Here is a 23,320-nt window from a genome sequence, read left to right as displayed (position 1 = left end):
TCCATAGCCGCCGGATCGTGAGCGCCCAAACATGCGTCGGTCAATGCTCGCGAGAAAGTCCACATCTGCATCGTAGAGCTCCAGCACCACACCGCACCCAAGACAGCGAGGACTTCGATGGCGCGGCTGGCGACGGCCGCGATTTGCTCGGTGGCCTGCGTCCCAGCGAGGCCGGGCATCGACCAATCCAATATCAGCGTCGCGAACTCGTTTCGGCGGTAGCAATCATGGTCACAGTACCGGCGCTGCGCCCGCGCATGCCGGATATAGCCGGACCGGAGCGGCCGCGAGCATGTGCTACACGCGGCCTCGCGTGACGGCGGATCGTGATTGACCACCACGAACTTCATGACGCCACCCTCGCGCGCTCTTGCTGCTCCGCAACAGCCGCACGAAACAGCGCGTAGCATTCATAGTCGCAATAGGAGAGATGCGTCCCGATCTCGCGCAGATAGCTGCCGCTGATGCATTCGCAGCACTGCAAGCACCAAGTTTGCCGGAATGGAGTCCTGTCGTTCACCAAGACGAAGGCGAACCTCATGTGGCACCTCCCAATGCGAAGCAATAGACGCTATCCAGCGGGGAAAGCGCAGGCGGCGGCGCGCAAAGATGGTTGCGGCCATCGGGGTTGTCCCTGTTGCGCTCCACCTTCCGGGCGGGGACGAGGATGTATTTGCCGTCTTCCCTCCGCCGCGCGTAGAGCTTGCCTTCCTCGTACCTAATCTCGGTCGGATAGCAGTCCGAGCTGTTGCAGCAGCTGAGCGCCGGGTTATCCGGCATGTGCCAGGTCGAATAGAACTTTTCGTGCAGAGCCTGATCCTGAGGAGGATGCTGGCGATGGGCAGCACCTTGCCCAACCTCCTGCGCCCGGACCGCCGCAGTGAGGCAAAGGACGAGGACACCCGATAAGAGGAGCTTGCACGTTGGGTTCACACACAGCCTCCTGGATCAGAATTGCTGAACGCTCCGACCTCTCCGGCTGGTCCTCACGCCACCTGAACTCGAAACAGCCAGCGGCGGTCACGTTCCCTGCGCGCACGGAAATGATCCAGGCACTTCCTGGAACAGAGCGCGGTTCTCCAGGAATAGTATCGGATCAAGCCAAACTGCCTGCTACATACGGCACAGCCGCGGTCTGAAGGACTGCGCTCAGACTGCTCGGACTTGTCGCACATCGTTCTCTCCCTCGTTCCGTTGTCCGTTCTCTTCCTTCGAATTCATTTGCGTGCTGGATCGCGGAAATCGCCGTTTCGCCGTCGCAGCGTGCGCACAGATGAAGCGAGGCGCAGGCGTCGTAATGGTCCGCCAGATCCTGCGGAACGTACGGGCAACGGGCGCAGAGCTTCACTCTCATGGCGACATCCCGAGCAACGCAGCGGCTTGGTCTTTCGTCCTGCGTCTGTCGGTGAGATCGCTCGAACCGTACGCTTGAGACCCGGTTCTTTCGCCATCGCCGCCAGCGGCAGCACAATCAACGCTTCCCAATCGGTCATGAGGCTATTCCGCCAGCAACGACGTGCTCAATTGTACGGAGGTAAATGGCCGACATGACTAGGGTTGGGCGAGCTATACCTAGGTTTGTCCCGTAGTTGCCCGGGCCCCTGACCGGCATTTTCGCAACGAGACGGCGCACGGCGCACCGGTTGCACGGTCTCCGCGAATTCCTGGCAGCGTAGTCGCGCTCAGTTCGCGGCGACGAGCAGCATGGCAAACCGCAAGTTCGAAGGCGGCACGTTGTCAGGTCATCCCCTCGCCCTCGCGATCGATCCGACTTTGGTCAGGGGGAATTGCCGATGTTGTCGCAACGTGGTCTACTTGCATTCACCGCAGAGATGAGCCGGGACGTCTGCGATGAAGCCTGGCCAGATTGCAAAGACATGGAAGTTTGCCGCGCAATTCGTCTTCGGTTGCGCTGTGCTGGCGCTGGTGACCACGGCCGGTTTCTTCCTCCAGATCGGGCTCGCCGCGACCGCGTTCTGCTATCTCGTGGTGATCCTGCTGTTCGCACTCACGGACAGCTTCCTGGCCTCCGGCCTCCTCACTCTCCTCGCCGTTGCTGCGCTCGCCTATTTCTCGGCGCCGCCGCTCCTTGATTTCCGCATCTCCGATCCGCAGGATCGCCTGGTCATCGCTCCCTTCATCCTCGCATGCCTGATCGGATCGGGGTTGATCCAGCAGGCCCGCAGCGAACGGCGAGTTGGCCCCGCCAAGCCGAGCCGTGAATCCAGCGATGTCGGTTTGCGCGAGGCTGTGAAGCAATGGCAGCAGGTCTTCGAGCACAACCCGGTCATGTATTTCATGGTTGATCCTGCCGGGACCGTGGTGAACGTGAACACGTTCGGCGCCGCGCAACTGGGCTATACGGCAGCGGAGCTGATCGGCCAATCGGTGCTGGGCGTGTTCTTCGAGGAAGACCGCGACTTCGTCGCCCATTGCGTTGCGCTCTGCCTCGAGACCGTCGGGCAGTCTCACACCTGGGAAATCCGGAAGGTGCGCAAGGACGGCTCGGTTCTGTGGGTCCGCGAGAACGCCAAGGCCATGCCGCAAGGCGATGGCAAGCAGATCGTGCTGGTCGCCTGCGAGAACATCACCGAGCGCAAGGAAGCGGAGAATGCGCTGCGACAGAGCGAGGCTTACCTCGCCCAGGCGCAGGAATTGAGCCACACCGGCAGCTTCGGCTGGAAGGCCGCGACCGGCGAGATTACCTGGTCGAAGGAGACGTATCGCATCTTCCAATGCGACGAGGCTGAGAAGCCGACGATCCCATTCATGCTCCAGCGTATCCATCCGGACGACAGGCTCGCGGTGCAGCGAACCACAGGGCGCGCGATGCGCGATGGTCGCGATTACGATCACGAATACCGGCTCGTGATGCCGGACGGCGCCGTAAAGTATGTTCGTGCGGTGGCCCGCGCCACGCGAGACGCCAATGGTGGCCTCGAGTTCGTTGGCTCGGTGAGCGACGTCACTCCGGCGAAGGAGGCGGAACGACAACTCCGCGAAAGCGAGCAACGCTTCCGCGACCACGCCGAAACGGCGTCCGACTGGTTCTGGGAGACCGGTCCCGACCATCGCGTCACCCGCGTCTCCGAACATCGTGAAACCGCCGGCATGGCCCCTTCCGGAGTGGTCGGGCTCACACGTTGGGACATTGCTCCCGATGCGGCGCTGCAACCGGAGAAGTGGCAACAGCATCGGGCGGCACTCGACGCGCACGCTCCGTTTCGCGACCTTGTGTACCGGAGCAGGGAGCGGGACGGACAGCCGATCTACGTTCGCACCAGCGGCAAACCGTTCTTCGACGCCAACGGCAATTTCCTCGGCTATCGTGGCGTCTGCACCGATGTGACCGCGACCATCCGGGCCAATCAGGCCGAAGAGGCACTGCGCAAGGCACAGATCGAGCTGGCCCATGTGACACGCGTAACGATGCTCGGCGAGCTGACCGCCTCGATTGCTCACGAGCTCAATCAGCCCCTCGCCGCTGTGATGGCCAACGCCGACGCGTGCATCGGCTGGCTGCAGCGCAGTCCCCCCGATCTGAAAGGGGCACGCCGCTCGGTGGAGTGGATCATCGAGGATGGAAACCGTGCCAGCGAGGTGATCCGTCACGTCCGGGCCCTCGCCAAGAGAACCGACGTCGAGATGGTCCCGCTCGACCTCAACCGGGTCATTCGCGAGGCGGTCGCGCTCGTTCAGCGCGAGATGGCCACCCACGCCGTATCGGTGCGAATGGAGTTGAGATCAGTGCTGCCCAACGTTTTCGGCGACCGAATCCAGTTACAGCAGGTGCTGATCAACCTGATCATGAATGGGATCGAAGCGATGGAAGGCGTTACGGACCGCCCGCGCGAGCTGGTGATCTGCTCCGGTCCGGACAACAACGGATCGGTGCTGCTGAGCGTGACGGACCGCGGCGTCGGTATTTCTGCCGATGCGATTGATCGCATGTTCACACCGTTCTTCACCACCAAATCCAGCGGCCTGGGCATGGGGCTCTCGATCTGCCGATCCATCGTCGAGGCCCACGGCGGACGACTTTCGGCCTCGTCCAATGAGGGCCGGGGCGCGACGTTTCAGATCGCCCTGCCCTTGTATCAGGAGAACGCGTCGTGACGGAGCGCCCCGCGCCCTCCCCGCCGGACGAGCCGATCGTCCTGGTCGTCGACGATGACCCGTCGGTGCGCCGGGCGCTTGTCAATCTCTTCGAATCGGTCGGCCTCAGGGTCGCTGCATTCGGCTCGGCGCCGGAGATCCTGCAAAGCAAGCCGCCTGAGGTCCCCAGCTGTCTGGTGCTCGATATCCGCCTGCCGGGACTGAGCGGCCTCGACCTGCAGGCCGATCTTGCCAAGGCAAACATCCACACGCCCATCATCTTCATCACCGGCCATGGCGATATTCCCATGACCGTCCGGGCCATGAAGAGTGGCGCGGTCGACTTCCTGACCAAGCCGGTGCGCGACCAAGACATGCTGGACGCAGTCCAGGCCGCGATCCAGCGCGACCGCAAGCGCCGCGAGATCGAGAAAACGGTATCGAACGTCAGGTCCCGCTTCGAATCCCTGACCCCGCGGGAACGGGACGTCCTGTCGCTGGTCGCGTCCGGCAAGATGAACAAGAACGTGGCCGCCGAGCTGGGGTTGGCTGAAATCACTGTCAAGATCTATCGCGGCCAGATCATGCGGAAGATGGGTGCCAAGTCGCTCGCCGAGCTGGTCAAAATGAACGAGGCGCTCGCGATTCAGCGCGCCACGCGGGACGAACAAACCTAAGTATGAGTTCCAAATCCCGCTTGATGGGCCCACCTTTGCTCCCGGCCGCGGTGCGACGGCAAGCAGCTCGGGAGCGGACGGACTTGTCAGCACCTTCAGCGCCTTCATTGATTTCTGTGCTCGACGATGATCCCTATGTGCGGGCCGCGATCGACAATCTTCTCGCGTCGCGCGGATACGTCGTCCACACATTTGCCTCGGCCGAAGCGTTCCTGGGCTCGACCGATCTGAACGGCGCCAGCTGCGTGATTGCGGATGTGCAGATGCCGGTCATGGGCGGGATCGATCTGTTAACGCAGATGCGAACCCAGGGCTCGGCCACGCCGTTCATATTCATGACGGCGTTTCCGGATGAGAACGTACGCGCACGTGCGCTGGGGGCCGGTGCACTCTGCTTCCTTGGCAAGCCGTTCGCCACCTCGGAGCTGATGCGATGCCTTGAGATGGCCCTGAGTGGGCGGGGGGACGCCCCGGCGTGATGCCGCACACGTGAGCCTCGCCTCACTCTACCTTGATGTTCGCCGCCTTGATGATCGGCCACCACTTCGCGATCTCGGCTTTCTGGCGGGTGCCGAGGGCCTCGGGGGTGAGCTGATCCTGCGGCGTGATCTCCAGGCCCTGGCTTTCAAGCTGCTTCTTCACGCCGGGATCGTTCAGCGCCTCGACGGCAGCCGCGTTGAGCTTGGTCACGATCTCTTTCGGCGTGCCCTTCGGCACCCACATTCCCGACCACAGCGTCATGTGGAAGCCCTTCAGGCCCGCTTCATCCGCGGTCGGGATGTCGGGCGCCGAGGCGAGGCGCTTGTCGTCGGTGATGGCGTAGGCGCGGATGGTGCCGGCGCGGACCTGGTTGATGGAGTTGGAGGTCTGGTCGACAATGACGTCGATCTGGCCGGCGATCAAATCGTTCAGCGCGGGCGCGGTGCCGCGATACGGCACGAATTGCAGCTTGATGCCCGAGACGCTCTCAAAATAGACGCCGGCAATGTGGCTGCCGGAGCCTGCGCCTGCGGTGCCGGCGGTCGGAGGCGACGGCCGCGATTTCAGCCACGCCAGCAGCTCCTTCAGCGAGGTCGCGGGTACCGCGTTCTTGCTGACCACGATCATCGGATTGCTCGGCAGCAGCACCACCGGCTCGAGATCGGCGACGAGATCGTAATTGAGCTTGTAGACCGCGCCGTTGGCGACGTGGGTGCCGAGATGGCCGAAGGAGATGGTGTAACCATCCGGCGCCGCATGCACGGCACGCCCGACCCCGATCGAGCCGCCCGCACCGGTGACATTCTCGATCACCAGGGGCTGACCGAGCGAGACCCGCATCCGTTCGGCGAGGACGCGCGCCATCGCATCCGACGGGCCACCCGCCGCAAACGGAACGATGATGGTGATGGGATGCGACGGATAATCGTCGGCGCGCGCGACGCCGGTGAGAGCGAGAATGCCGATCAGCCCGGCCCAGGCGGCCTTCTTCATTGTGTTCTCCCCAACGATGTAGTTTTTGTTTTTATCTCTTCCCGCGTACGGGAAGAGGGATCGTTCGTGAAGAGACGAAATGACGCGCTAGAACTGCGTGTAGTCAATCGGCTTATGGCGATCGAGCGTGCGGGTGACCGGCGGCAGCGGGTACTTCAGGCCGGTCGCGCAGTTGAACAGCATGACGCGGTCGGTCTTGCTGACGCGGCCGTCGGCGAGGCTTGCCTTGTAGGCGGCGTAGGTCGCGGCGCCCTCCGGGCACAGCAACAGCCCCTCCTCGCGTGCGACCTCGTTCAGCGCCGCCGAGATCTTGTCGTCGTCGACCGCGATGGCAAAACCCTTGCTCTGGCGCACCGCGCGCAAAATCAGGAAGTCGCCGATCGCCTGCGGCACGCGGATGCCGGAAGCGATGGTGTGGGCGTCCTCCCAGCGCGTGGCATGCTCGGTGCCGGCGTCATAGGCCCGCACCATTGGCGCGCAGCCCGAGGCCTGCACTGCGACCATGCGCGGGCGCTTCGAGCCGATGAACCCGATCTTCTCCAGTTCGTCAAAGGCCTTCCACATGCCGATCAGGCCGGTGCCGCCGCCGGTCGGATAGAAGATCACGTCGGGCACGTCCCAGCCGAGCTGCTCGGCGAGCTCGAGGCCCATCGTCTTCTTGCCTTCGATGCGGTACGGCTCCTTCAGCGTCGAGGTGTCGAACCAGCCGACCTTGGCCTTGCCCTCGCCGACGATCTTGCCGCAATCGTCGATATAGCCGTTGACGCGGTAGACGGTCGCGCCCTGCAGCTCGATCTCGCTGACATTCACCTCCGGCGTATCGGCCGGACAGAAAATCGTGGTCTTGATGCCACAGGACGTCGCGTAGGCCGCAAGCGCCGCACCGGCATTGCCGTTGGTCGGCATCGCCATGTGCTTGATGCCGAGCGCCTTGCCCATCGACACCGCCATCACCAGGCCACGCGCCTTGAACGAGCCGGTCGGAAGACGTCCCTCGTCCTTCACGATGATCTCGCCGCCGCCGAGCTTCTTGCCGAGCTTGGGCAGCCGGATCAGCGGCGTCGTCACCTCGCCGAGCGAGACGATATCCTTGCATTTACGCACCGGCAGCAGCTCGCGGTAGCGCCACATGTCCGCGGGGCGCTGAGCGAGTGCATCCTTGGTCAGCGCCTTCTTCACGTCGGCGAGGTCGTAACGCACCAGCAGCGGCTTGCCGGCCTTGGAGAGGTTGTGGATCTCATCAGCCGCGTAATGATCGCCCTCCATCGCGCATTCGAGATGGGTGACGAAGGTCGGGCGCTCGATGGTCAGGTTGTCGTTATCATGCATGGGGTGATTTCCTTCTTATTTTGCAAACGACTCTCTCTGCTCGTCATTGCGAGCGCAGCGAAGCAATCCAGAGTCCTTCCGCAGAAACAGCCTGGATTGCTCCGCTTCGCTCGCAATGACGGAGGCGGCGGTCAGATATTCAACACCCGCCCGTACGCATCCAACACAGCTTCCTTCATCATCTCCGACAGGGTCGGATGCGGGAATACCGTGTGCATCAGCTCTTCTTCCGTGGTCTCCAGATTCATGGCAACGACATAGCCCTGGATCAATTCGGTCACTTCAGCACCGACCATGTGGGCGCCGAGCAACTGGCCGGTCTTCTTGTCGAAGATCACCTTGACCAGGCCCTGGTCCTCGCCGAGCGCGATCGCCTTGCCGTTGCCGACGAAGGGGAAGCGGCCGACGCGGATCTCGCGGCCGTTCTCTTTCGCCTTGGCTTCGGTGAGACCGACCGAGGCAACCTGCGGCAGGCAATAGGTGCAGCCCGGGATCAGGTTCTTGTCCATGGGATGCGGATGCAGCCCCTTGATCGCTTCGACGCAAACCACGCCTTCATGCTCGGCCTTGTGCGCCAGCATCGGGGGACCGGCGACGTCGCCGATGGCGTAGATGCCGGGAACGTTGGTCTTGCCGTAGCCGTCGATCACGATGCAGCCGCGGTCGGTCTTCACGCCAAGCTTTTCCAGACCGAGATTCTCGATGTTGCCGACCACGCCGACGGCCGAGATCACCCGCTCGAATTCGGTGTTGACGGGCTTGCCCTTGCCGTCGTCGATGGTGGCGACGACGCTGTCGGCCTTCTTCTCCAGCTTCGTGACCTTGGTCGAAGACATGATCTTGATGCCCTGCTTCTCGAGCCGCTTGCGCGCGAGACCCGCAATCTCGGCGTCCTCGACCGGCAGGATCTGCGGCAGCACCTCGACCACGGTGACGTCAGAACCCATGGTGTGGAAGAACGAGGCGAACTCGATGCCGATTGCGCCGGAGCCGACCACCAGCAGCGACTTCGGCATCCGCTCGGGCACCATCGCTTCAAAGTAGGTCCAGATCAGCTTCTTGTCGGGTTCAAGGCCCGGCAGCACGCGCGGCCGCGCGCCGGTCGCGATGATGATGTGCTTGGCCTGGTAGCTCCCCTCGCCCAGCGTACCCTTCGGCGCCTCGATGTCGGACTTTTTCACGGTGACCTTGCCGGGCGCTTCGATCGAGGCGGCGCCCCAGATCACGCTCACCTTGTTCTTCTTCATCAGGAAGCCGACACCGTCGTTCAGCCGCTTCGAGACGCCGCGCGAGCGCTGCACCACCGCCTTCGGATCGAACGAGACGTTATCGGCGGACAGGCCGTAATCCTTGGCGTGCTGCATGTAGTGATAGATTTCGGCGGAGCGCAGCAGCGCTTTCGTCGGGATGCAGCCCCAGTTCAGGCAGATGCCGCCGAGATAGGACTTCTCGACAATCGCAACCTTGAGGCCGAGCTGGGCCGCCCGGATCGCGGTAACATAGCCGCCGGGGCCGGAGCCGATGATGATGACGTCAAAGGATGTGTCGGCCATTGCGGCTCCCATTCACTGAACTTCGTAGGGTGGGCAAAGCGAAGCGTGCCCACCGCCTTCCAACACTAAGAAAAGGTGGGCACGGCGCGTTGCGCCTTTGCCCACCCTACGTATTCACCGTCTGCCGCGTCAGACCATCATCATGACGGGGTTTTCGATCAGCTGCTTGAAGGCGCCGATCAGCTCGGCACCGAGCGCGCCGTCGATGGCGCGGTGATCGCAGGACAAGGTCACGCTCATCATCTGCGCGATCTCGATCTTGCCGCCGCGCACGACGGGGCGCTCCTCACTGGTGCCGACCGCGAGGATCGTGGCATGCGGCGGGTTGATCACAGCAGTGAAGTCCTTGATGCCGAACATGCCGAGGTTGGACACCGCGGTGGTGCCGCCCTGGTACTCTTCCGGCTTCAGCTTGCGCGTGCGGGCGCGCGCCGCAAAATCCTTCATCTCGTTGGAGATGGTCGAGAGCGTCTTGGTCTCGGCCTTGCGGATGATCGGCGTGATCAGGCCGCCGGGCATCGCCACGGCAACGCCGACGTCGGAATGGTGATGCTTGACCATGCCGGACTCGGTCCAGCTGACATTGCAGTTCGGGATTTTCTGGAGCGCGACCGCCATCGCCTTGATGACGAAGTCGTTGACCGAGATCTTGTAGAGCGGCTTTTTCTCCTTGTCCTTCGGCGCGGCGGCATTGATCTCCTCACGCGAGGCGAGCAGCTTGCCGATGTCGCAGTCGATGGTCAGGTAGAAGTGCGGGACGTTCTGGATCGATGCCGTCAGGCGCTGCGCGATCGTGCGGCGCATGCCGTCATGTGGGACGATGTCGTAGGAGCCCGGCTCGAACAGCGACAGGATCTGCTTGTCCGACATGGTCGGTGCGATCGAGGGCGCACCACCGGACGGTGCCGCGGCGGGCGCCTTGAGGCCCTTGCCGGACTTGGCCTGCTCGACGTCGCGCGCAACCACGCGACCATGCGGGCCGGTGCCGGTGACCATGCCGACATCGATGCCAGCCTCCTTGGCGATGCGGCGCGCCAGCGGCGATGAGAACACGCGGCCAGCATGGCCGTTGCCCTGTGCAGCGGACGCTGTTGCCTGCGGGGTCGGTGCGGCGGTGGGCGGAGGTGCAGCCTTCGGCGCGGCAGGCGCGGGAGCCGGCGCAGCAGCGGGAGCTTCAGCGGCCTTGGGCGGCGCGGCCGAAGCGCTGGGCTTGGCGGAGCCTGCGGCTTTGACGTCCTCGCCATCGCCGGCGAGCACCGCGATCACGTCATTGACCGGCACATCCTGTGTGCCCTCAGGCACGAGGATCTTGGCGATCGTGCCCTCGTCGATGGCCTCGACCTCCATGGTCGCCTTGTCGGTCTCGATCTCGGCGATGACATCGCCGGATTTGACCTTGTCGCCTTCCTTCTTCAGCCACTTGGCGAGGTTGCCCTTCTCCATCGTCGGCGAAAGAGCGGGCATCAGGATGTTGATGGGCATGCTGACCTCACGAAGAACTTTTCAAAACGTCGTCCCCGGAAGCGAGGACGAACAGACCAGGGTTAGTTGCCGATGTCGCCTTGCCACAGGCGCTCATTGGCCGGAACGGAACGCCAATTCTTCATCATGGTGATGGAGCGGTCGTCCGCAAGATCGATCCAGGGAATCCCGAACTTGTCGAGAATGTCCTTGGATCCCTCGAAGGTGACGGATTCGCCGATCACCACGAGCTTGACCTTGAACAAAGCGAGCGCGCCGGCACACATCGAGCATGGCGACAGCGTGGTGTACATGACGGTGTCGTGGAACGAGATCGCGCCGGCTTCGCGCAGGCAGCTCATCTCGCCGTGCAGGATGACATTGTTCTCCTGCACGCGGTTGTTGTGGCCGCGGGCGATGATCTTGTTGTCGCGCGTCAGCACGGCACCGATCGGCAGGCCGCCCTGCGCGATCGAATCCTGCGCCTCGCGGATCGCCTCCAGCATGAAATCGAAATGATAGGCTTCGACGGCCACGGTCAGTGTCCCTTCCCGCGCGGCGTCGTGGTGCCGGTGTCCGTGGGACGCTCGATCTCGGCCTGAAACATCTCCAGGATCCGGTTCAGCGCGTCCTCTTCGGTATATTCGCTCTCGCGCGAATAGGCGCGCGCGGCGTGGCGGGCGAGATCGACCAGCAGCAGGCCCCACATGTCGGGCTCTTCGAAGGCGCGCTGGAACGCCATCGACAGCCCGCCGTCCAGCACGAACACGCGCAGGATCTCGACCGCATCATCGCGGGCGAGGACGTCGGGTGGCAATGGCTGCTCCTTCGGGCCCGCCATGATCTACCTGTAAGAGACGGCTTTGGCGGCCTCGACCACTTCGGCCACCGTCGGCAGCGCGAGCTTCTCCAGGTTCGCGGCATAGGGCATCGGCACGTCCTTGCCGGACACGCGCGCAACCGGCGCATCCAGATAGTCGAAGGCGTTCTCCATGATGCGCGCGGCGATCTCGGCGCCGACGCCGCTCTGGGCCCAGCCCTCTTCCACCGTGACGGCGCGACCGGTTTTCTTGACCGAGTTGATGATGGTCTCGGTGTCCATCGGCCGCAGCGTGCGCAGATCGATCACCTCGGCCTCGATGCCGTCCTTGGCGAGCTCGTCGGCGGCCTTCAGCGCATAGCTCATGCCGTTCGACCAGGAGATGATCGTGACATGGCTGCCGGAGCGCACGATACGGGCCTTGCCAATCGGGATCACGAAGTCGGCAAGCTTCGGCACCTCGCCGGTGTGGCCGTACAGCACCTCGTTCTCGAGGAAGATCACCGGATTGGGATCGCGGATCGCGGCCTTGAGCAGGCCCTTGTAGTCCGCCGCTGAGAACGGCGCGATGACCTTGAGGCCTGGAATGTTCGAGTACCAGGACGAGTAGTCCTGGCTGTGCTGGGCGGCGACGCGCGCAGCCGCACCATTCGGCCCGCGGAACACGATCGAGCAGCCCATCTGGCCGCCGGACATATAGAGCGTCTTCGCCGCGGAGTTGATGATCTGGTCGATCGCCTGCATGGCGAAGTTGAAGGTCATGAACTCGACGATCGGCTTCAACCCGGTCATCGCGGCACCGACGCCGACACCGGCAAAGCCGTGCTCGGTGATCGGCGTGTCGATCACGCGCCTGGCGCCAAATTCCTGGAGCAATCCTTGCGTGACCTTGTAGGCGCCCTGATATTCCGCGACCTCTTCGCCCATCACAAAGACGTCCGGATCGCGGCGCATCTCTTCGGCCATGGCGTCGCGCAATGCGTCGCGGATGGTCTGGGTGACCATCTCGGTGCCAGCGGGCACTTCCGGATCGGGCTCGGCGACCGCCTGCGGTGCCGGCGCGGCTTTGGGCGCTGGTGCCTCGGCCTTGGCGGCGGCGGGCGGAGCGGATTCCGCAGCCTTCTCCTGCTTGGCGGGCGCAGGCGCTTTCGCAAGATCAGCCGCGCTCTCACCATCGGCGAGAATCGTCGCGATTGGCGTGTTGACGGGGACGTCGGCGGTGCCCTCGGCGATCAGGATCTTGCCGAGCGTACCCTCATCGGTCGCCTCGACCTCCATGGTGGCCTTGTCGGTCTCGATCTCGGCGATCACGTCGCCCGACTTGATCGTCTCGCCCTCTTTTTTCAACCATTTGGCGAGGTTGCCCTTTTCCATCGTGGGCGACAACGCGGGCATCAGCACTTGAATTGGCATATCGACTCCAAAAGAAAGCTTGCGCGCGTTTTAGCGATAAACATCGGTCCAGAGCTCGGCGGCATCCGGCTCGGGATCATGCTGGGCAAAGTCGGCGGACGCGTTGACGATGTCGCGCACCTCGGCGTCGATCGCCTTGAGGTCCTGCTCGCTCACCTTCGCCGCCAGCAGGCGGTTGCGCACCTGCTCGATCGGGTCCTGGTCGTGGCGGACCTTCTCGACCTCCTCGCGCGTTCTGTACTTGGCCGGGTCAGACATCGAGTGACCGCGATAGCGGTAGGTCTGCATCTCCAGGATCATCGGCCCCTTGCCGGAGCGGCACCAGGCGGCGGCCTCGTCGCCGGCAGCCTTCACGGCGCGGACGTCCATGCCGTCGACCTGCATGCCGGGGATGTTGAAAGACGCACCGCGCTTGGAGAAATCCTGCTGCGCCGAAGCACGCGAGACTGAGGTGCCCATGGCGTAGCGGTTGTTCTCGATGACGAAGATCACCGGCAGCTTCCAGAGCTCCGCCATGTTGAAGCTCTCATAGACCTGGCCCTGGTTGGCCGCGCCGTCGCCGAAATAGGTGACGCTGACATTGCCGTTGCCGCGATAATTGTTGGCGAACGCTAGACCGGTGCCGAGCGAGACCTGGGCGCCGACGATGCCGTGGCCGCCGTAAAAGTGCTTCTCCTTGCTGAACATGTGCATGGAGCCGCCCTTGCCCTTGGAATAGCCGCCGCGGCGTCCGGTGAGCTCGGCCATCACGCCGTTAGCCTCCATGCCGGTGGCAAGCATATGGCCGTGGTCGCGATAGCCGGTGATGACCTGATCGCCGTCCTTCAGGGCCATCTGCATGCCGACCACCACGGCCTCCTGGCCAATATAGAGATGGCAGAAGCCGCCGATCGCACCCATGCCGTAAAGCTGGCCGGCCTTCTCCTCGAATCGCCGGATAAGCAACATGTCGCGGAGCGCCTTCAGCTCCTGTTCCTTGGTGAATTCCGGGGGCGAACCGCCGTTGGTCTTGTCTTGCGGGCTGCTTGCGGCGGCTTTCTTGGGTGCGGCCATGGGAATTCCGGGTCAGAGAAATCTAGGCCCTCTCTAACCCAACTCAATCGCGTGTGAAAGCACCGCAGCGACATGGCACGACTTTCATTATGCCGCACTGCAACGTGGCCGAAATTTTGCAAAACCTTTAGGCTTGATCAGGCAACATTCGGCTTTCGCAATGCTCGGCTCACCAGCCGAGCTCTCGCAAATACGCTGCGCGGGCGGCAACGCCGGTATGCGTGAAATCAGTGAACACCCCATCCACGCCGAGCCGGAAGAATTTGAGATATTCCTGGGCCGGATCGGCGTGATAGTCGGCCGCGAGATATTTCTTCTCATTGCGGAACGTGAAGACGTGCACGAACAGGCCGAGCTTGTGCGCGTCGGCGATCAGGCTGGTTGCCTCCTGCGTTGAAGCCTCCGGTGTCGAGCCCTTGTAGGGCGTGCCGTCGGCATTGGCGTCCTTCCACGGCGCGATCTTGAGCGGCACGATATAGGCCTTCCACGGGCCGATGCCGTCGGCATAGGTCTTGATCTCGGCAAGGCCCGCGGGGGTTAGCATCGCATCGTAGAGCCGCGCATCGCCGGCCACCGTCCAGTCGAACGGACGGGAATTGGTGATGTTGTTGAGCAAGACCTTGCCGGTTTTGAAGTCGATGCCGTTGCCGTCGACGAGCTGGACCTGCCGCGTCTCCAGGCCATGGCTGCGCATATATTTCAGGCTGCCGGGCTCGAAGCTCTGGACCAGGATCGGCGCGTCCTTGGTATTGAGGCCGTTGTCCTTGATGATCTTGATCAAGGCATCCTCGAGCGGATGGCTGCCGGGCGCGCCGCAGCCATTGGCGATGGCCTGGGCATTGTTCCAGGTCGGATTCTTGGTTTCCGGATAGACCAGGATGGACTGCCCGGTCCCCTTGCTCTTCGCCTTGGCGATGTCGAGGACGTCCTGGAAGCTGATGACCGGGAATTTGCCGTTGAACACCTTGGGCCGCTCATTGGCTGCATCATAGGTGGTGCCGCCGATCCACTCCTTCAGCTCGGCCATGGTGAAGTCGGTGATCGACCAGTCGTTGGTGTGATCTTCACCGTCAACGATCAATGACTTCAGCACCGATTTGGGATCGGACGGATCGGTGAGATCGACGAGGTAGTCTGCTGGCACGCCGGCGGCAGCCGGCGCCTTGACGCGCACGCCGGGCACCGTGCGCTTGCGGGCCGCGACCGCCGCATTGGTCTTCGCCACCTCGGCCACGTTGGTGTTGTCGGCGAGCCAGGGGTTGTGACGCACGACCAGGACGCAGTCCTTGGTGAGGTGAAGGTCCTCTTCGAGCGCGTCGGTTCCGAGCGCTGCGGCGAGGTCGTACGAGGGCTCGGTCTCTTCGGGCACCAGTCCCGGCACGCCGCGATGTCCGAGGATCAGCGGCGCCTTGCCGTCGACGGTGAGGAAGGGTTTTGCGCCTGATGGCGCCGCCTGCGCCAAGGCCGCCGACGGTGCAAGCAACGCCAGGGCCGCCGCGCCGAGCAGCATCGCTCCGACATGAATCTTCCGCTGCAAGGGATTGGTCGTCATGGCCGCGCCTCCGTCCTGCCTGACATCGCATGGTGTGCGATCGGGCTGTCGTCTTGTCTCAATTCTCTGACAGACGGATGACGGCGGGGCCAGCGGTAACCGATGTACACAGGCGGCGCCGTGATGACGCCGCCCGTGCCCACCCAATCAGAACTTTCCGATAAGAACTTGCCGATCAGAAGAAGCCCAGCTTCTTCGGGCTGTAGCTGACCAGCAGATTCTTGGTCTGCTGGTAGTGATCCAGCATCATCTTGTGGGTCTCGCGCCCGACGCCCGACTGCTTGTAGCCGCCGAACGCGGCATGGGCGGGATAGGCGTGGTAGCAGTTGGTCCAGACCCGGCCGGCCTGGATCGCGCGGCCGAAGCGGTAGCAGCGGTTGGCATCGCGGCTCCAGACGCCGGCGCCGAGGCCATAGAGCGTATCGTTGGCGATCGCGAGCGCCCCGTCGTCGGTCTTGAACGTGGTGACCGAGACCACAGGACCAAATATCTCCTCCTGGAAGATCCGCATCTTGTTGTGGCCTTCGAACACCGTCGGCTGGACGTAGAAGCCGCCGGCGAGATCGCCCGCAAGCTCGGCGCGCGCACCGCCCGCCAGCACCTTGGCGCCCTCCCGCTTGCCGATGTCGATGTAGGAGAGGATCTTCTCCAGCTGGTCGTTCGAGGCTTGCGCGCCGATCATGGTGTCGGCGGCGCGCGGATCGCCCTGCTTGATCGCCGCGACGCGCTTCAGCGCCCGCTCCATGAAGCGATCGTAAATGTCCGCGTGCACCAGCGCGCGGCTCGGACAGGTGCAGACCTCGCCCTGGTTCAGCGCGAACATGACAAAGCCTTCGATCGCCTTGTCGAAGAAGTCGTCGTCTTCGGCGGTGACGTCGTTGAAGAAGATGTTCGGCGACTTGCCGCCGAGCTCGAGCGTGACCGGAATGAGGTTCTGGCTGGCATATTGCATGATCAGCCGGCCCGTCGTGGTCTCGCCGGTGAAGGCGATTTTTGCGATGCGCGGGCTGGATGCGAGCGGCTTGCCGGCCTCCAGGCCGAAGCCGTTGACGATATTGAGAACACCGGGCGGCAAGAGATCACCGATGATCTCGGCCCAGACCATGATCGAGGCCGGCGTCTGCTCGGCCGGCTTCAGCACCACGCAATTGCCGGCGGCGAGTGCGGGGGCGAGCTTCCAGCAGGCCATCAGCAGCGGGAAGTTCCAGGGGATGATCTGGCCGACGACGCCGAGCGGCTCGTGGAAATGATAGGCGATGGTGTCATGATCGATCTCGCCGATCGAACCTTCCTGGGCGCGGACCACGCCGGCGAAATAGCGGAAGTGGTCGATCGCGAGCGGCAGATCGGCGGCGCGGGTCTCGCGGATCGGCTTGCCATTGTCCCAGGTCTCGGCGATCGCGAGCCGCTCGAGGTTCTCCTCCATGCGGTCGGCGATCCGATTGAGGATCGCAGCGCGCTCGGCGACGCTGGTGCGTCCCCACGCGCCCTTGGCGGCATGCGCAGCGTCCAATGCAGCCTCGACGTCCTGCGCGTCGGAGCGCGCGATCTTGCAGACGATCCGGCCGTTCACCGGCGAAGCATTGTCGAAGTATTTGCCCGAAATCGGCGCGACGAATTTGCCGCCGATGAAATTGTCATAGCGTTCAGCGAAGGGATTTTGGGTGACGCCGAGGAATTCCATCTTGTTCATTGATCTCTCCCGATGTTGATGTTTGTGCAAATCGTCGTGTGCTCACGACTTGCGCCGACGATCTCGCGGGAGGTGGTTTCTGTCAGCCCGGGCGGGAGCGATGGCCGGGCTGACCTGTCGCAGTTCTGCGACAGTCGCGGGCCCTAGCCCTCAGTACTTGATCTCGAACCGCTTCAGCTTCCTGTGCAGCGTGGCACGGCTGACGCCGAGGGCCTTGGCGGCCGCCGACACGTTACCGCCGGCGCGGAGCAGCGCCCGCTGCAATACTGCGCGCTGGCCGCCGGCCAGATGGTCATGCGCGGTATCGCCACCAAGAAGGTCGCACGCGGGCACTGGCTGCAATGGGCGGCCTGGCGCGATGCCGAGCGCCGCGCGCGCGGACCGGGTCGCGCCGATCACGAGATCGTCTGCGTCGACCGCCACGAGGCCAACCGACTGGCCGTCCGGTGCTTGCGTCAGCACGATGCGGGCATGGGCGAAGGCGCGGCGAAACAGATCGGCTTCGATACGCCTGGCCGCCTCTCCCGCTGCCAGAGCGATCAGGTTGGAGAAGGCGTCGGTGCGGTCGGCGCGGCAGGAGGAGACATCGAGCACGCCGGCAAAGGCTGCCTCGTGGTCGTAGATTGGGACGGCCGTGCAGCTCAGCAGGGTGTTGCGGGTGAAGAAATGCTGATCGCGGTCGATCGTCAGCGGACGCTGCTCGACCACGCAGGTGCCGATGCCGTTGGTGCCCTCGTGCTCCTCGCTCCAGAGCGCGCCGGTCCACAATCCCCAGGACCGGAAGGTGGCGTCATCGGCCGGCGTGCCACGGCGGTCGACCGGCACGCCCTCGCCGTCGGCGAGCAGCACGCAGCAGCCGGCAGCACCGACGGCCTGATAGAGCCGGTCCATGGCGCCTTGCGCGGCAGCGAGCAGCGGCGCGATGCGCTCGCGCGCCTGTCGCAGCTCGGCTTCGCTCAGCCGTAGCGGCAGGCCGCGGCCGGCAGGATCGAGATGATGCAATCGGGACGAACGGCGCCACGAGGCCACGAGCGCGGAGCGAGCCGCCTGGCCTGATGCGATGGCGGCTTCGACACGAGCCGCGTGATGCCGGGGCATTGACCCATCCATCACCGTTTCCTCCGGGCAGCAGTCTAGGCGGCGCCTCGCGCAACCCGATTGATCTCCGTCAACCTTAAGCGGCATCGCGCCCGAACTAGGAATGCCCCCCTCGCCACGCCGGCGTCAAGGCGGCCGCCTGGTCGCGGCTCTACGACTTTCGGAACAATTGGGGCGGCTTTCGTGCGCCGTTTCGAATGCTGCGGAAACCGCTAGTTTTGCGGGATCATCCGAACGAGATCGTGCGGATTGACATAATCGAGCTGGAACCGCGCCCGCTCGTCCAGCATGTCAGGATCGATCTTCTCGGTGCGCAAGAGCGACACGCGCTGCTCGCTCCGGGCGCGCTCGCGCTTGAGCTGGGCCAGCTCGCTGGTCAGGGCGATGATCTCCTGGTCGAGCTCCTGGCGGGCGTTGAGGCCGTATTTGCCGGTATAGGCGTTGACGCCGAAATAGCCGACGATGGCGGCCGCCATAGCATAGAGAGCGAGACCGGTCAGGATCGATTTGAGGCGCGCGCGGGAGACCATTTTGGCAAGATGGGCCAGCTTGGTTAAGGGAGTGCTAATTGCTTCTGACCGCACTACGGATCGTCATGCCCGGGGCTTATCCCGGGCATGACGGAGGCTCGAGCGGCCTCAGCCGTGATGCTTGGCGACGTGCGCGGCGAAGGCGTCGATATAGGCCTGGAGCACGCCCTTCAGTGAGTCCTTCGCCAGATTGCCCTCGGCATCGAAGGCGTCGCCGACCGCGTTCAGGTAGATCTCGGGCTGCTGCATGATCGGGCCGGCGATGCCCGGCAGGATGTTCTGGAGCGTCTTGGCGGCGCTGACGCCACCGAGCGGGCCCGGCGAGTTGGAGATGATGCCGACCGGCTTGCCGTTGAACGAGCTCTTGCCATAGGGCCGCGAGGCGACATCGATGGCGTTCTTCAGCACGCCCGGGATGGCGCGGTTGTATTCGGGCGTGACGAAGATGACACCGTCAGACTTCTGCAGCTTCTCGCGGAAGGCCAGCCAGTCGGCCGGCGGCGCGCCTTCGAGGTCCTGGTTGAAGAAGGAGATGCCCTCGAGCGTGACGACCTCGAGCTTGAGAGAAGCCGGTGCGAGCTTGGTGAGCGCTTTGGCGATCTTCAGCGAGAAGCCGTCCTTGCGCAGGCTGCCGGCGATCACGACGATATTGTAGGCCATCAGATTTTCCTTGGATTGTCTTGGAACCTTGAGAGGAAGTGCCGAACGGCACTTAAGCGATCGGGATCGATGGATGCAAGTGCATGAACTGGTGCAATTTGGAAACGCTGTGTTTCTGAAACCGTCGCCCAAACAATCGGGCCGCCAAGCGGCGGCCCAAGCTTTCGTGCAAATCTGCAAAGAGGATCAGATCGTCGGATTCCACGTCGACGCGGTCTCCCGCTTCGCTCAGAAGGCAAGACTTCTTTTGGTTGACGTCCGATCGCAGATCACAAAGATTTATTCGGATTGATGAGGAATTTTTCGCCGGTGGCGCGCTTGGCGTACACCGCGAAGTTGGCGGGATCGAGCGCTTCCTGAAGCGACACCACCTTGGTGTAGTGGCTGGCAAAGGTGGTCTTCAGTTCACTCACGACGCGCTGGCGCAGACGTCCGATGTCGGCAGGTCCGATCTTCTGCAGGAACGGGGTCAAGAGCCAGCCGCCGACGCCCCAGGCCATGCCGAAGCCGCGCGGCAGTTCGATCGGACGGATATCGAGCGCGCCGTAGACATAGACCTGCTTGTGCACGCTGGAGCCGTAACGGCTGTATTCCTTCGCGGTCTTGTTGATCGCGATTTCCATGCAGTTGAGGATGTCGCCGGCGAGCTTGCCGCCGCCGATGGCATCGAAGGCGATGGTCGCGCCGGTCGCGACCAGCGCGGCCGTGAGATCGTCCAGGAAGCTCGGTACGCTGGAATCGACGACGTATTTCGCGCCGATCTTCTTCAGGATCTCCGCCTGCTCCTTGCTGCGGACGATGTTGACGAGCCCGATGCCGTCCTTGATGCAGATCTTGTTCAGCATCTGGCCAAGATTGGACGCGGCTGCCGTATGCACCAGCGCCTTGTGGCCTTCGCGCCGCATCGTCTCGGTCATGCCGAGCGCAGTGAGCGGATTGACGAACCAGGATGCGCCCTCGGCCGCCGTCGTGCCCTCGGGCAGCGGCTGGCAGTCTCTCGCCTTCAGGGTCCGGTACTGCGCGTACATGGCGCCACCGATCATCGCGACCGTCTTGCCCATCAGCGCCTTCGCAGCATCGGACGAGCCGGTCTTGATGACGACGCCCGCGCCCTCATTGCCGACCGGCAGGGACTGGTCGAGCCGCGCCCCCATTGCGCGCATCGCACCATCAGGCACCCTCGCGGTGATGACGGGCGCCTCTTTCGTGCCGGACGCCTTGGCCGTGCTCATGTCGGCAGCGCCGACGAGCAGGCCGAGATCGGACGGATTGATCGGCGCCGCCTCGATGCGGACGACGACCTCGTCGTCCGCGGGCTCGGGGGTCGGCACGTCGACGAGCGAGATTTCGAGCTCTCCGCTTGTCTTGATCAGCGAACGTAGTTGCAGTCCGATGTTGCCGTCGCTCATGTCGACCCCTCCCTATGTTTGTTCAAGCGCTGGCTTATGCCAGCGCCTTCAGTGCCGCCTTGCCGCCGTAGAGCGCCTGCTTGCCGAGTTGCTGCTCGATGCGGAGGAGCTGGTTGTATTTGGCGGTGCGATCGGAACGTGCAAGGGAGCCGGTCTTGATCTGACCGCAATTGGTGGCGACCGCGAGGTCAGCGATGGTGGAATCCTCGGTCTCCCCGGAGCGGTGCGACATCACCGAGGTGTAGCCGGCCTTGTGCGCCATCTCGACGGCGGCGAGCGTCTCGGTCAGCGTGCCGATCTGGTTGACCTTGATCAGGATCGAGTTGGCGCGGCCGGCCTTGATGCCTTCGGCGAGGCGCTTGACGTTGGTGACGAAGAGGTCGTCGCCGACGAGCTGGCACTTCTTGCCGATGAGGTCGGTGATCTCCTTCCAGCCGTCCATGTCGTCTTCCGACATGCCGTCCTCGATGGTCACGATCGGATAGCGGCCGACGAGGTCAGCGAGATACCTGGCCTGCTCGGAGATCGAACGGGTCTTGCCCTCGCCTTCATAGACGTACTTGCCGTCCTTGAAGAACTCGGTCGAGGCGCAGTCGAGGCCGATCACGATGTCGGTGCCCGCCTTGTAGCCGGCCTTGCCGATGGCGTTCATGACGAATTCGAGCGCGGCGTCCGCTGACGGCAGGTTCGGGGCGAAGCCGCCCTCGTCGCCGACATTGGTGTTGTGGCCGGCCTTCTTCAGCTCCGACTTCAGGGTGTGGAACACTTCCGCACCATAGCGTAGGCCTTCGACGAAGGACGACGCGCCCACGGGCAGGATCATGAACTCCTGGAAGTCGATCGGATTGTCGGCATGCACGCCGCCATTGATGATGTTCATCATCGGCACCGGCAAGAGCCGCGCCGAGGTGCCGCCGACGTAGCGATACAGCGGCATGTCGAGCGAGTTCGCGGCCGCCTTGGCGCAGGCGAGCGAGACGCCGAGGATGGCGTTGGCGCCGAGCCGGCTCTTGTTCGGCGTGCCGTCGAGGTCGATCATGATCTGGTCGATCTGGGCCTGCTGCTCGACATCGAGGCCGCTCAGGGCCTCAAAGATCTCGCCGTTGACGGCGCCGACCGCCTTGGTGACGCCCTTGCCGAGATAGCGGGCCTTGTCGCCATCGCGCAGCTCGACCGCCTCATGGGCGCCGGTGGAGGCGCCCGATGGCACCGCGGCGCGGCCGAGCGCGCCATCTTCCAGCACGACGTCGACCTCGACGGTGGGATTGCCGCGGCTATCGAGGATTTCGCGTCCGATGATGTCGATGATGGCCGTCATGATGTGCACTTCCGTTCGTTGGAGCTGATCGGTTCGCCGCGGGTCTTACACGGAGCGCAAGCAAATGTGAACGCTTGGGCGAGCCGGTTCGACTGACGCGCGAAGAGCCTCGGCTTATGCTCCATGGCATCTGGTCCGCGCGTCCAACCTCAATCTGAAACAGTCGGGGTAACGCCATGAATCGCCGCCAGTTTCTTGCTTCGAGCACAGCCCTCCTCGCAATCCGCCCAAGTATCGCCCTGGAAGGCCCGTTCCGGACGAAATATTTCCCGATAAGCCCAGGCATCGGCCTGCACGATCTCGCCCCCGCCCCAGACGGCGCGGTCTGGTTCACCGCACAGGGCGCGGGCATGCTCGGCCGGCTCAACCCCAAGGATGGCACCTCGAAGACGATCAGCCTCGGCGACGGCGCCGCCCCGCACGGCGTGACCATCGGCCCCGACGGGGCGCCCTGGATCACCGAGGGCGGCCAGAACGCGATCGCGCGGGTCGATCCGTCCCACCTCAAGGTTACGCTGTTCCGCCTGCCCGAAAAGTTCGCTGACGCCAATCTCAACACCGGCGTGTTCGACAGAGCCGGCACCTACTGGTTCACCGGCCAATCCGGCTATTACGGCCGCCTCGCGCCGCAATCCGGCGCGATGGACGTCTTCAACGCGCCCAAGGGCGTCGGTCCCTACGGCATCGCTGTGACGCCGAAGGGCGATGTCTGGTACGCCTCGCTCGCCGGCAGCTACATCGCGAAGATCGATCTCGCAACCGGCCACGCCAATGTCGTCGAGCCGCCGACCCCAGGCCAGGGCTCGCGGCGCGTCTGGTCGGATTCGAAGAGCCGAATCTGGGTCAGCGAATGGAACAGCGGCCATGTCTCAGTCCATGATCCGGCAGACGGCTCCTGGAAAACCTGGAAGCTGCCGGGCGAGCATCCCCGCACCTACGCCGTCTATGTCGACGACAGGGACAAGGTCTGGCTGACGGACTTTTCCGCCAACGCGATTGTCCGTTTCGATCCAGTGACTGAGCAGTTTAACGTCTTCGCCAGCGACAGGGCCAATGCCAATGTCCGCCAACTCGACGGCAGGCCGGGCGAACTCTGGGGCTGCGAGTCCGGCAACGACCGGATTGTGCTGATTCAGACAACCGCCGCTGGTTGACGACGACAGCGTTTGCGTCCATCCCGACGTCT

General features: G+C 63.8%; 21 protein-coding genes. 5 read left to right on the top strand and 16 right to left on the bottom strand.

What is annotated here, in order from left to right:
- Positions 1–537: 537 nt before the first annotated feature.
- A complete protein-coding gene (locus tag JJC00_RS19690; protein ID WP_200467639.1) occupies positions 538–933 on the bottom strand; it encodes a hypothetical protein in 396 nt (131 codons plus the stop codon).
- Positions 934–1,851: 918 nt separating this feature from the next.
- Between JJC00_RS19690 and JJC00_RS19685 the strand changes: the two genes are divergently transcribed.
- From JJC00_RS19685 to JJC00_RS19675, 3 genes are all read left to right on the top strand, one after another.
- Complete coding sequence (locus tag JJC00_RS19685) at positions 1,852–4,116, top strand: PAS domain S-box protein (protein ID WP_200467638.1); 2,265 nt, start codon at positions 1,852–1,854, stop codon at positions 4,114–4,116.
- Complete coding sequence (locus tag JJC00_RS19680; protein WP_200467637.1) at positions 4,113–4,772, top strand: response regulator transcription factor; 660 nt, start codon at positions 4,113–4,115, stop codon at positions 4,770–4,772. Before JJC00_RS19685 ends, JJC00_RS19680 begins: the two co-directional genes overlap by 4 nt.
- A gap of 83 nt (positions 4,773–4,855) precedes the next feature.
- A complete protein-coding gene (locus tag JJC00_RS19675) occupies positions 4,856–5,251 on the top strand; it encodes a response regulator transcription factor (RefSeq protein WP_246773856.1) in 396 nt (131 codons plus the stop codon).
- A gap of 22 nt (positions 5,252–5,273) precedes the next feature.
- On the opposite strand, the gene JJC00_RS19670 is transcribed toward JJC00_RS19675, so the two are convergent.
- The 13 genes from JJC00_RS19670 to JJC00_RS19610 form a co-directional block, all read right to left on the bottom strand.
- Positions 5,274–6,245 (bottom strand): tripartite tricarboxylate transporter substrate binding protein BugD, encoded by a 972-nt coding sequence (locus tag JJC00_RS19670; RefSeq protein WP_200467636.1) that lies wholly within the window; start codon positions 6,243–6,245, stop codon positions 5,274–5,276.
- A gap of 87 nt (positions 6,246–6,332) precedes the next feature.
- Complete coding sequence (locus tag JJC00_RS19665; RefSeq protein ID WP_200467635.1) at positions 6,333–7,574, bottom strand: threonine synthase; 1,242 nt, start codon at positions 7,572–7,574, stop codon at positions 6,333–6,335.
- A gap of 131 nt (positions 7,575–7,705) precedes the next feature.
- On the bottom strand, positions 7,706–9,127 hold the full coding sequence (gene lpdA, locus JJC00_RS19660; protein ID WP_200467634.1) for a dihydrolipoyl dehydrogenase: 1,422 nt from the start codon (positions 9,125–9,127) through the stop codon (positions 7,706–7,708).
- A gap of 129 nt (positions 9,128–9,256) precedes the next feature.
- Entirely contained in the window at positions 9,257–10,609 is a 1,353-nt protein-coding gene (locus JJC00_RS19655) for a pyruvate dehydrogenase complex dihydrolipoamide acetyltransferase (protein ID WP_200467633.1), read from the bottom strand.
- A gap of 62 nt (positions 10,610–10,671) precedes the next feature.
- Positions 10,672–11,124 carry a nucleoside deaminase gene (locus JJC00_RS19650; protein WP_200467632.1) on the bottom strand — a complete coding sequence of 151 codons (453 nt, stop codon included), beginning with the start codon at positions 11,122–11,124 and terminating at the stop codon, positions 10,672–10,674.
- A gap of 2 nt (positions 11,125–11,126) precedes the next feature.
- Positions 11,127–11,429: a DUF5076 domain-containing protein gene (locus JJC00_RS19645; RefSeq protein ID WP_200467631.1), complete on the bottom strand. Its 303-nt coding sequence runs from the start codon at positions 11,427–11,429 to the stop codon at positions 11,127–11,129.
- 3 nt (positions 11,430–11,432) lie between these two features.
- Positions 11,433–12,821 carry a pyruvate dehydrogenase complex E1 component subunit beta gene (locus tag JJC00_RS19640; RefSeq protein ID WP_200467630.1) on the bottom strand — a complete coding sequence of 463 codons (1,389 nt, stop codon included), beginning with the start codon at positions 12,819–12,821 and terminating at the stop codon, positions 11,433–11,435.
- Between the two features lie 30 nt (positions 12,822–12,851).
- Positions 12,852–13,874 carry a pyruvate dehydrogenase (acetyl-transferring) E1 component subunit alpha gene (gene pdhA, locus JJC00_RS19635; protein ID WP_200467629.1) on the bottom strand — a complete coding sequence of 341 codons (1,023 nt, stop codon included), beginning with the start codon at positions 13,872–13,874 and terminating at the stop codon, positions 12,852–12,854.
- Positions 13,875–14,043: 169 nt separating this feature from the next.
- A complete protein-coding gene (locus JJC00_RS19630; RefSeq protein ID WP_246773855.1) occupies positions 14,044–15,426 on the bottom strand; it encodes a glycerophosphodiester phosphodiesterase family protein in 1,383 nt (460 codons plus the stop codon).
- 175 nt (positions 15,427–15,601) lie between these two features.
- Positions 15,602–17,119 (bottom strand): aldehyde dehydrogenase, encoded by a 1,518-nt coding sequence (gene adh / locus JJC00_RS19625; protein WP_200467628.1) that lies wholly within the window; start codon positions 17,117–17,119, stop codon positions 15,602–15,604.
- Between the two features lie 150 nt (positions 17,120–17,269).
- Positions 17,270–18,229, bottom strand: a complete 960-nt coding sequence (locus JJC00_RS19620) for a GAF domain-containing protein (RefSeq protein ID WP_200467627.1) — start codon at positions 18,227–18,229, stop codon at positions 17,270–17,272.
- Positions 18,230–18,429: 200 nt separating this feature from the next.
- Entirely contained in the window at positions 18,430–18,747 is a 318-nt protein-coding gene (locus JJC00_RS19615) for an FtsB family cell division protein (protein WP_027529774.1), read from the bottom strand.
- Positions 18,748–18,855: 108 nt separating this feature from the next.
- Positions 18,856–19,407, bottom strand: coding sequence for an NADPH-dependent FMN reductase (locus JJC00_RS19610; RefSeq protein ID WP_200467626.1), 552 nt, complete (start codon positions 19,405–19,407; stop codon positions 18,856–18,858).
- Between the two features lie 73 nt (positions 19,408–19,480).
- Between JJC00_RS19610 and JJC00_RS19605 the strand changes: the two genes are divergently transcribed.
- Positions 19,481–19,699 carry a hypothetical protein gene (locus JJC00_RS19605; RefSeq protein WP_200467625.1) on the top strand — a complete coding sequence of 73 codons (219 nt, stop codon included), beginning with the start codon at positions 19,481–19,483 and terminating at the stop codon, positions 19,697–19,699.
- Here the strand turns inward: JJC00_RS19605 and JJC00_RS19600 are convergent.
- Positions 19,677–20,816 (bottom strand): zinc-binding dehydrogenase, encoded by a 1,140-nt coding sequence (locus JJC00_RS19600; RefSeq protein ID WP_200467624.1) that lies wholly within the window; start codon positions 20,814–20,816, stop codon positions 19,677–19,679. The genes JJC00_RS19605 and JJC00_RS19600 overlap by 23 nt on opposite strands.
- Positions 20,817–20,850: 34 nt before the next feature.
- Positions 20,851–22,134 (bottom strand): phosphopyruvate hydratase, encoded by a 1,284-nt coding sequence (eno, locus tag JJC00_RS19595; RefSeq protein ID WP_200467623.1) that lies wholly within the window; start codon positions 22,132–22,134, stop codon positions 20,851–20,853.
- 176 nt (positions 22,135–22,310) lie between these two features.
- Here eno and JJC00_RS19590 point away from each other — a divergent pair, with 176 nt between their 5' ends.
- On the top strand, positions 22,311–23,288 hold the full coding sequence (locus JJC00_RS19590; protein WP_200467622.1) for a Vgb family protein: 978 nt from the start codon (positions 22,311–22,313) through the stop codon (positions 23,286–23,288).
- Positions 23,289–23,320 lie beyond the last annotated feature (32 nt).

Origin of the sequence: Bradyrhizobium diazoefficiens (genome assembly GCF_016616885.1) — a bacterium.
GTDB classification, from domain to species: domain Bacteria; phylum Pseudomonadota; class Alphaproteobacteria; order Rhizobiales; family Xanthobacteraceae; genus Bradyrhizobium; species Bradyrhizobium diazoefficiens_F.
This window is presented reverse-complemented; position numbering and strand designations above follow the sequence as displayed.

Bases quoted from the DNA above. Each gene is read 5' to 3' on its own strand.
- JJC00_RS19685 (WP_200467638.1), top strand. From the start codon at position 1,852: ATGAAGCCTGGCCAGATTGCAAAGACATGGAAGTTTGCCGCGCAATTC.
- JJC00_RS19670 (WP_200467636.1), bottom strand. From the start codon at position 6,245: ATGAAGAAGGCCGCCTGGGCCGGGCTGATCGGCATTCTCGCTCTCACC.
- JJC00_RS19665 (WP_200467635.1), bottom strand. From the start codon at position 7,574: ATGCATGATAACGACAACCTGACCATCGAGCGCCCGACCTTCGTCACC.
- lpdA (WP_200467634.1), bottom strand. From the start codon at position 9,127: ATGGCCGACACATCCTTTGACGTCATCATCATCGGCTCCGGCCCCGGC.
- JJC00_RS19655 (WP_200467633.1), bottom strand. From the start codon at position 10,609: ATGCCCATCAACATCCTGATGCCCGCTCTTTCGCCGACGATGGAGAAG.
- JJC00_RS19645 (WP_200467631.1), bottom strand. From the start codon at position 11,429: ATGGCGGGCCCGAAGGAGCAGCCATTGCCACCCGACGTCCTCGCCCGC.
- JJC00_RS19640 (WP_200467630.1), bottom strand. From the start codon at position 12,821: ATGCCAATTCAAGTGCTGATGCCCGCGTTGTCGCCCACGATGGAAAAG.
- pdhA (WP_200467629.1), bottom strand. From the start codon at position 13,874: ATGGCCGCACCCAAGAAAGCCGCCGCAAGCAGCCCGCAAGACAAGACC.
- JJC00_RS19630 (WP_246773855.1), bottom strand. From the start codon at position 15,426: ATGACGACCAATCCCTTGCAGCGGAAGATTCATGTCGGAGCGATGCTG.
- adh (WP_200467628.1), bottom strand. From the start codon at position 17,119: ATGAACAAGATGGAATTCCTCGGCGTCACCCAAAATCCCTTCGCTGAA.
- JJC00_RS19620 (WP_200467627.1), bottom strand. From the start codon at position 18,229: ATGGATGGGTCAATGCCCCGGCATCACGCGGCTCGTGTCGAAGCCGCC.
- JJC00_RS19615 (WP_027529774.1), bottom strand. From the start codon at position 18,747: ATGGTCTCCCGCGCGCGCCTCAAATCGATCCTGACCGGTCTCGCTCTC.
- JJC00_RS19610 (WP_200467626.1), bottom strand. From the start codon at position 19,407: ATGGCCTACAATATCGTCGTGATCGCCGGCAGCCTGCGCAAGGACGGC.
- JJC00_RS19605 (WP_200467625.1), top strand. From the start codon at position 19,481: ATGCAAGTGCATGAACTGGTGCAATTTGGAAACGCTGTGTTTCTGAAA.
- JJC00_RS19600 (WP_200467624.1), bottom strand. From the start codon at position 20,816: ATGAGCGACGGCAACATCGGACTGCAACTACGTTCGCTGATCAAGACA.
- eno (WP_200467623.1), bottom strand. From the start codon at position 22,134: ATGACGGCCATCATCGACATCATCGGACGCGAAATCCTCGATAGCCGC.
- JJC00_RS19590 (WP_200467622.1), top strand. From the start codon at position 22,311: ATGAATCGCCGCCAGTTTCTTGCTTCGAGCACAGCCCTCCTCGCAATC.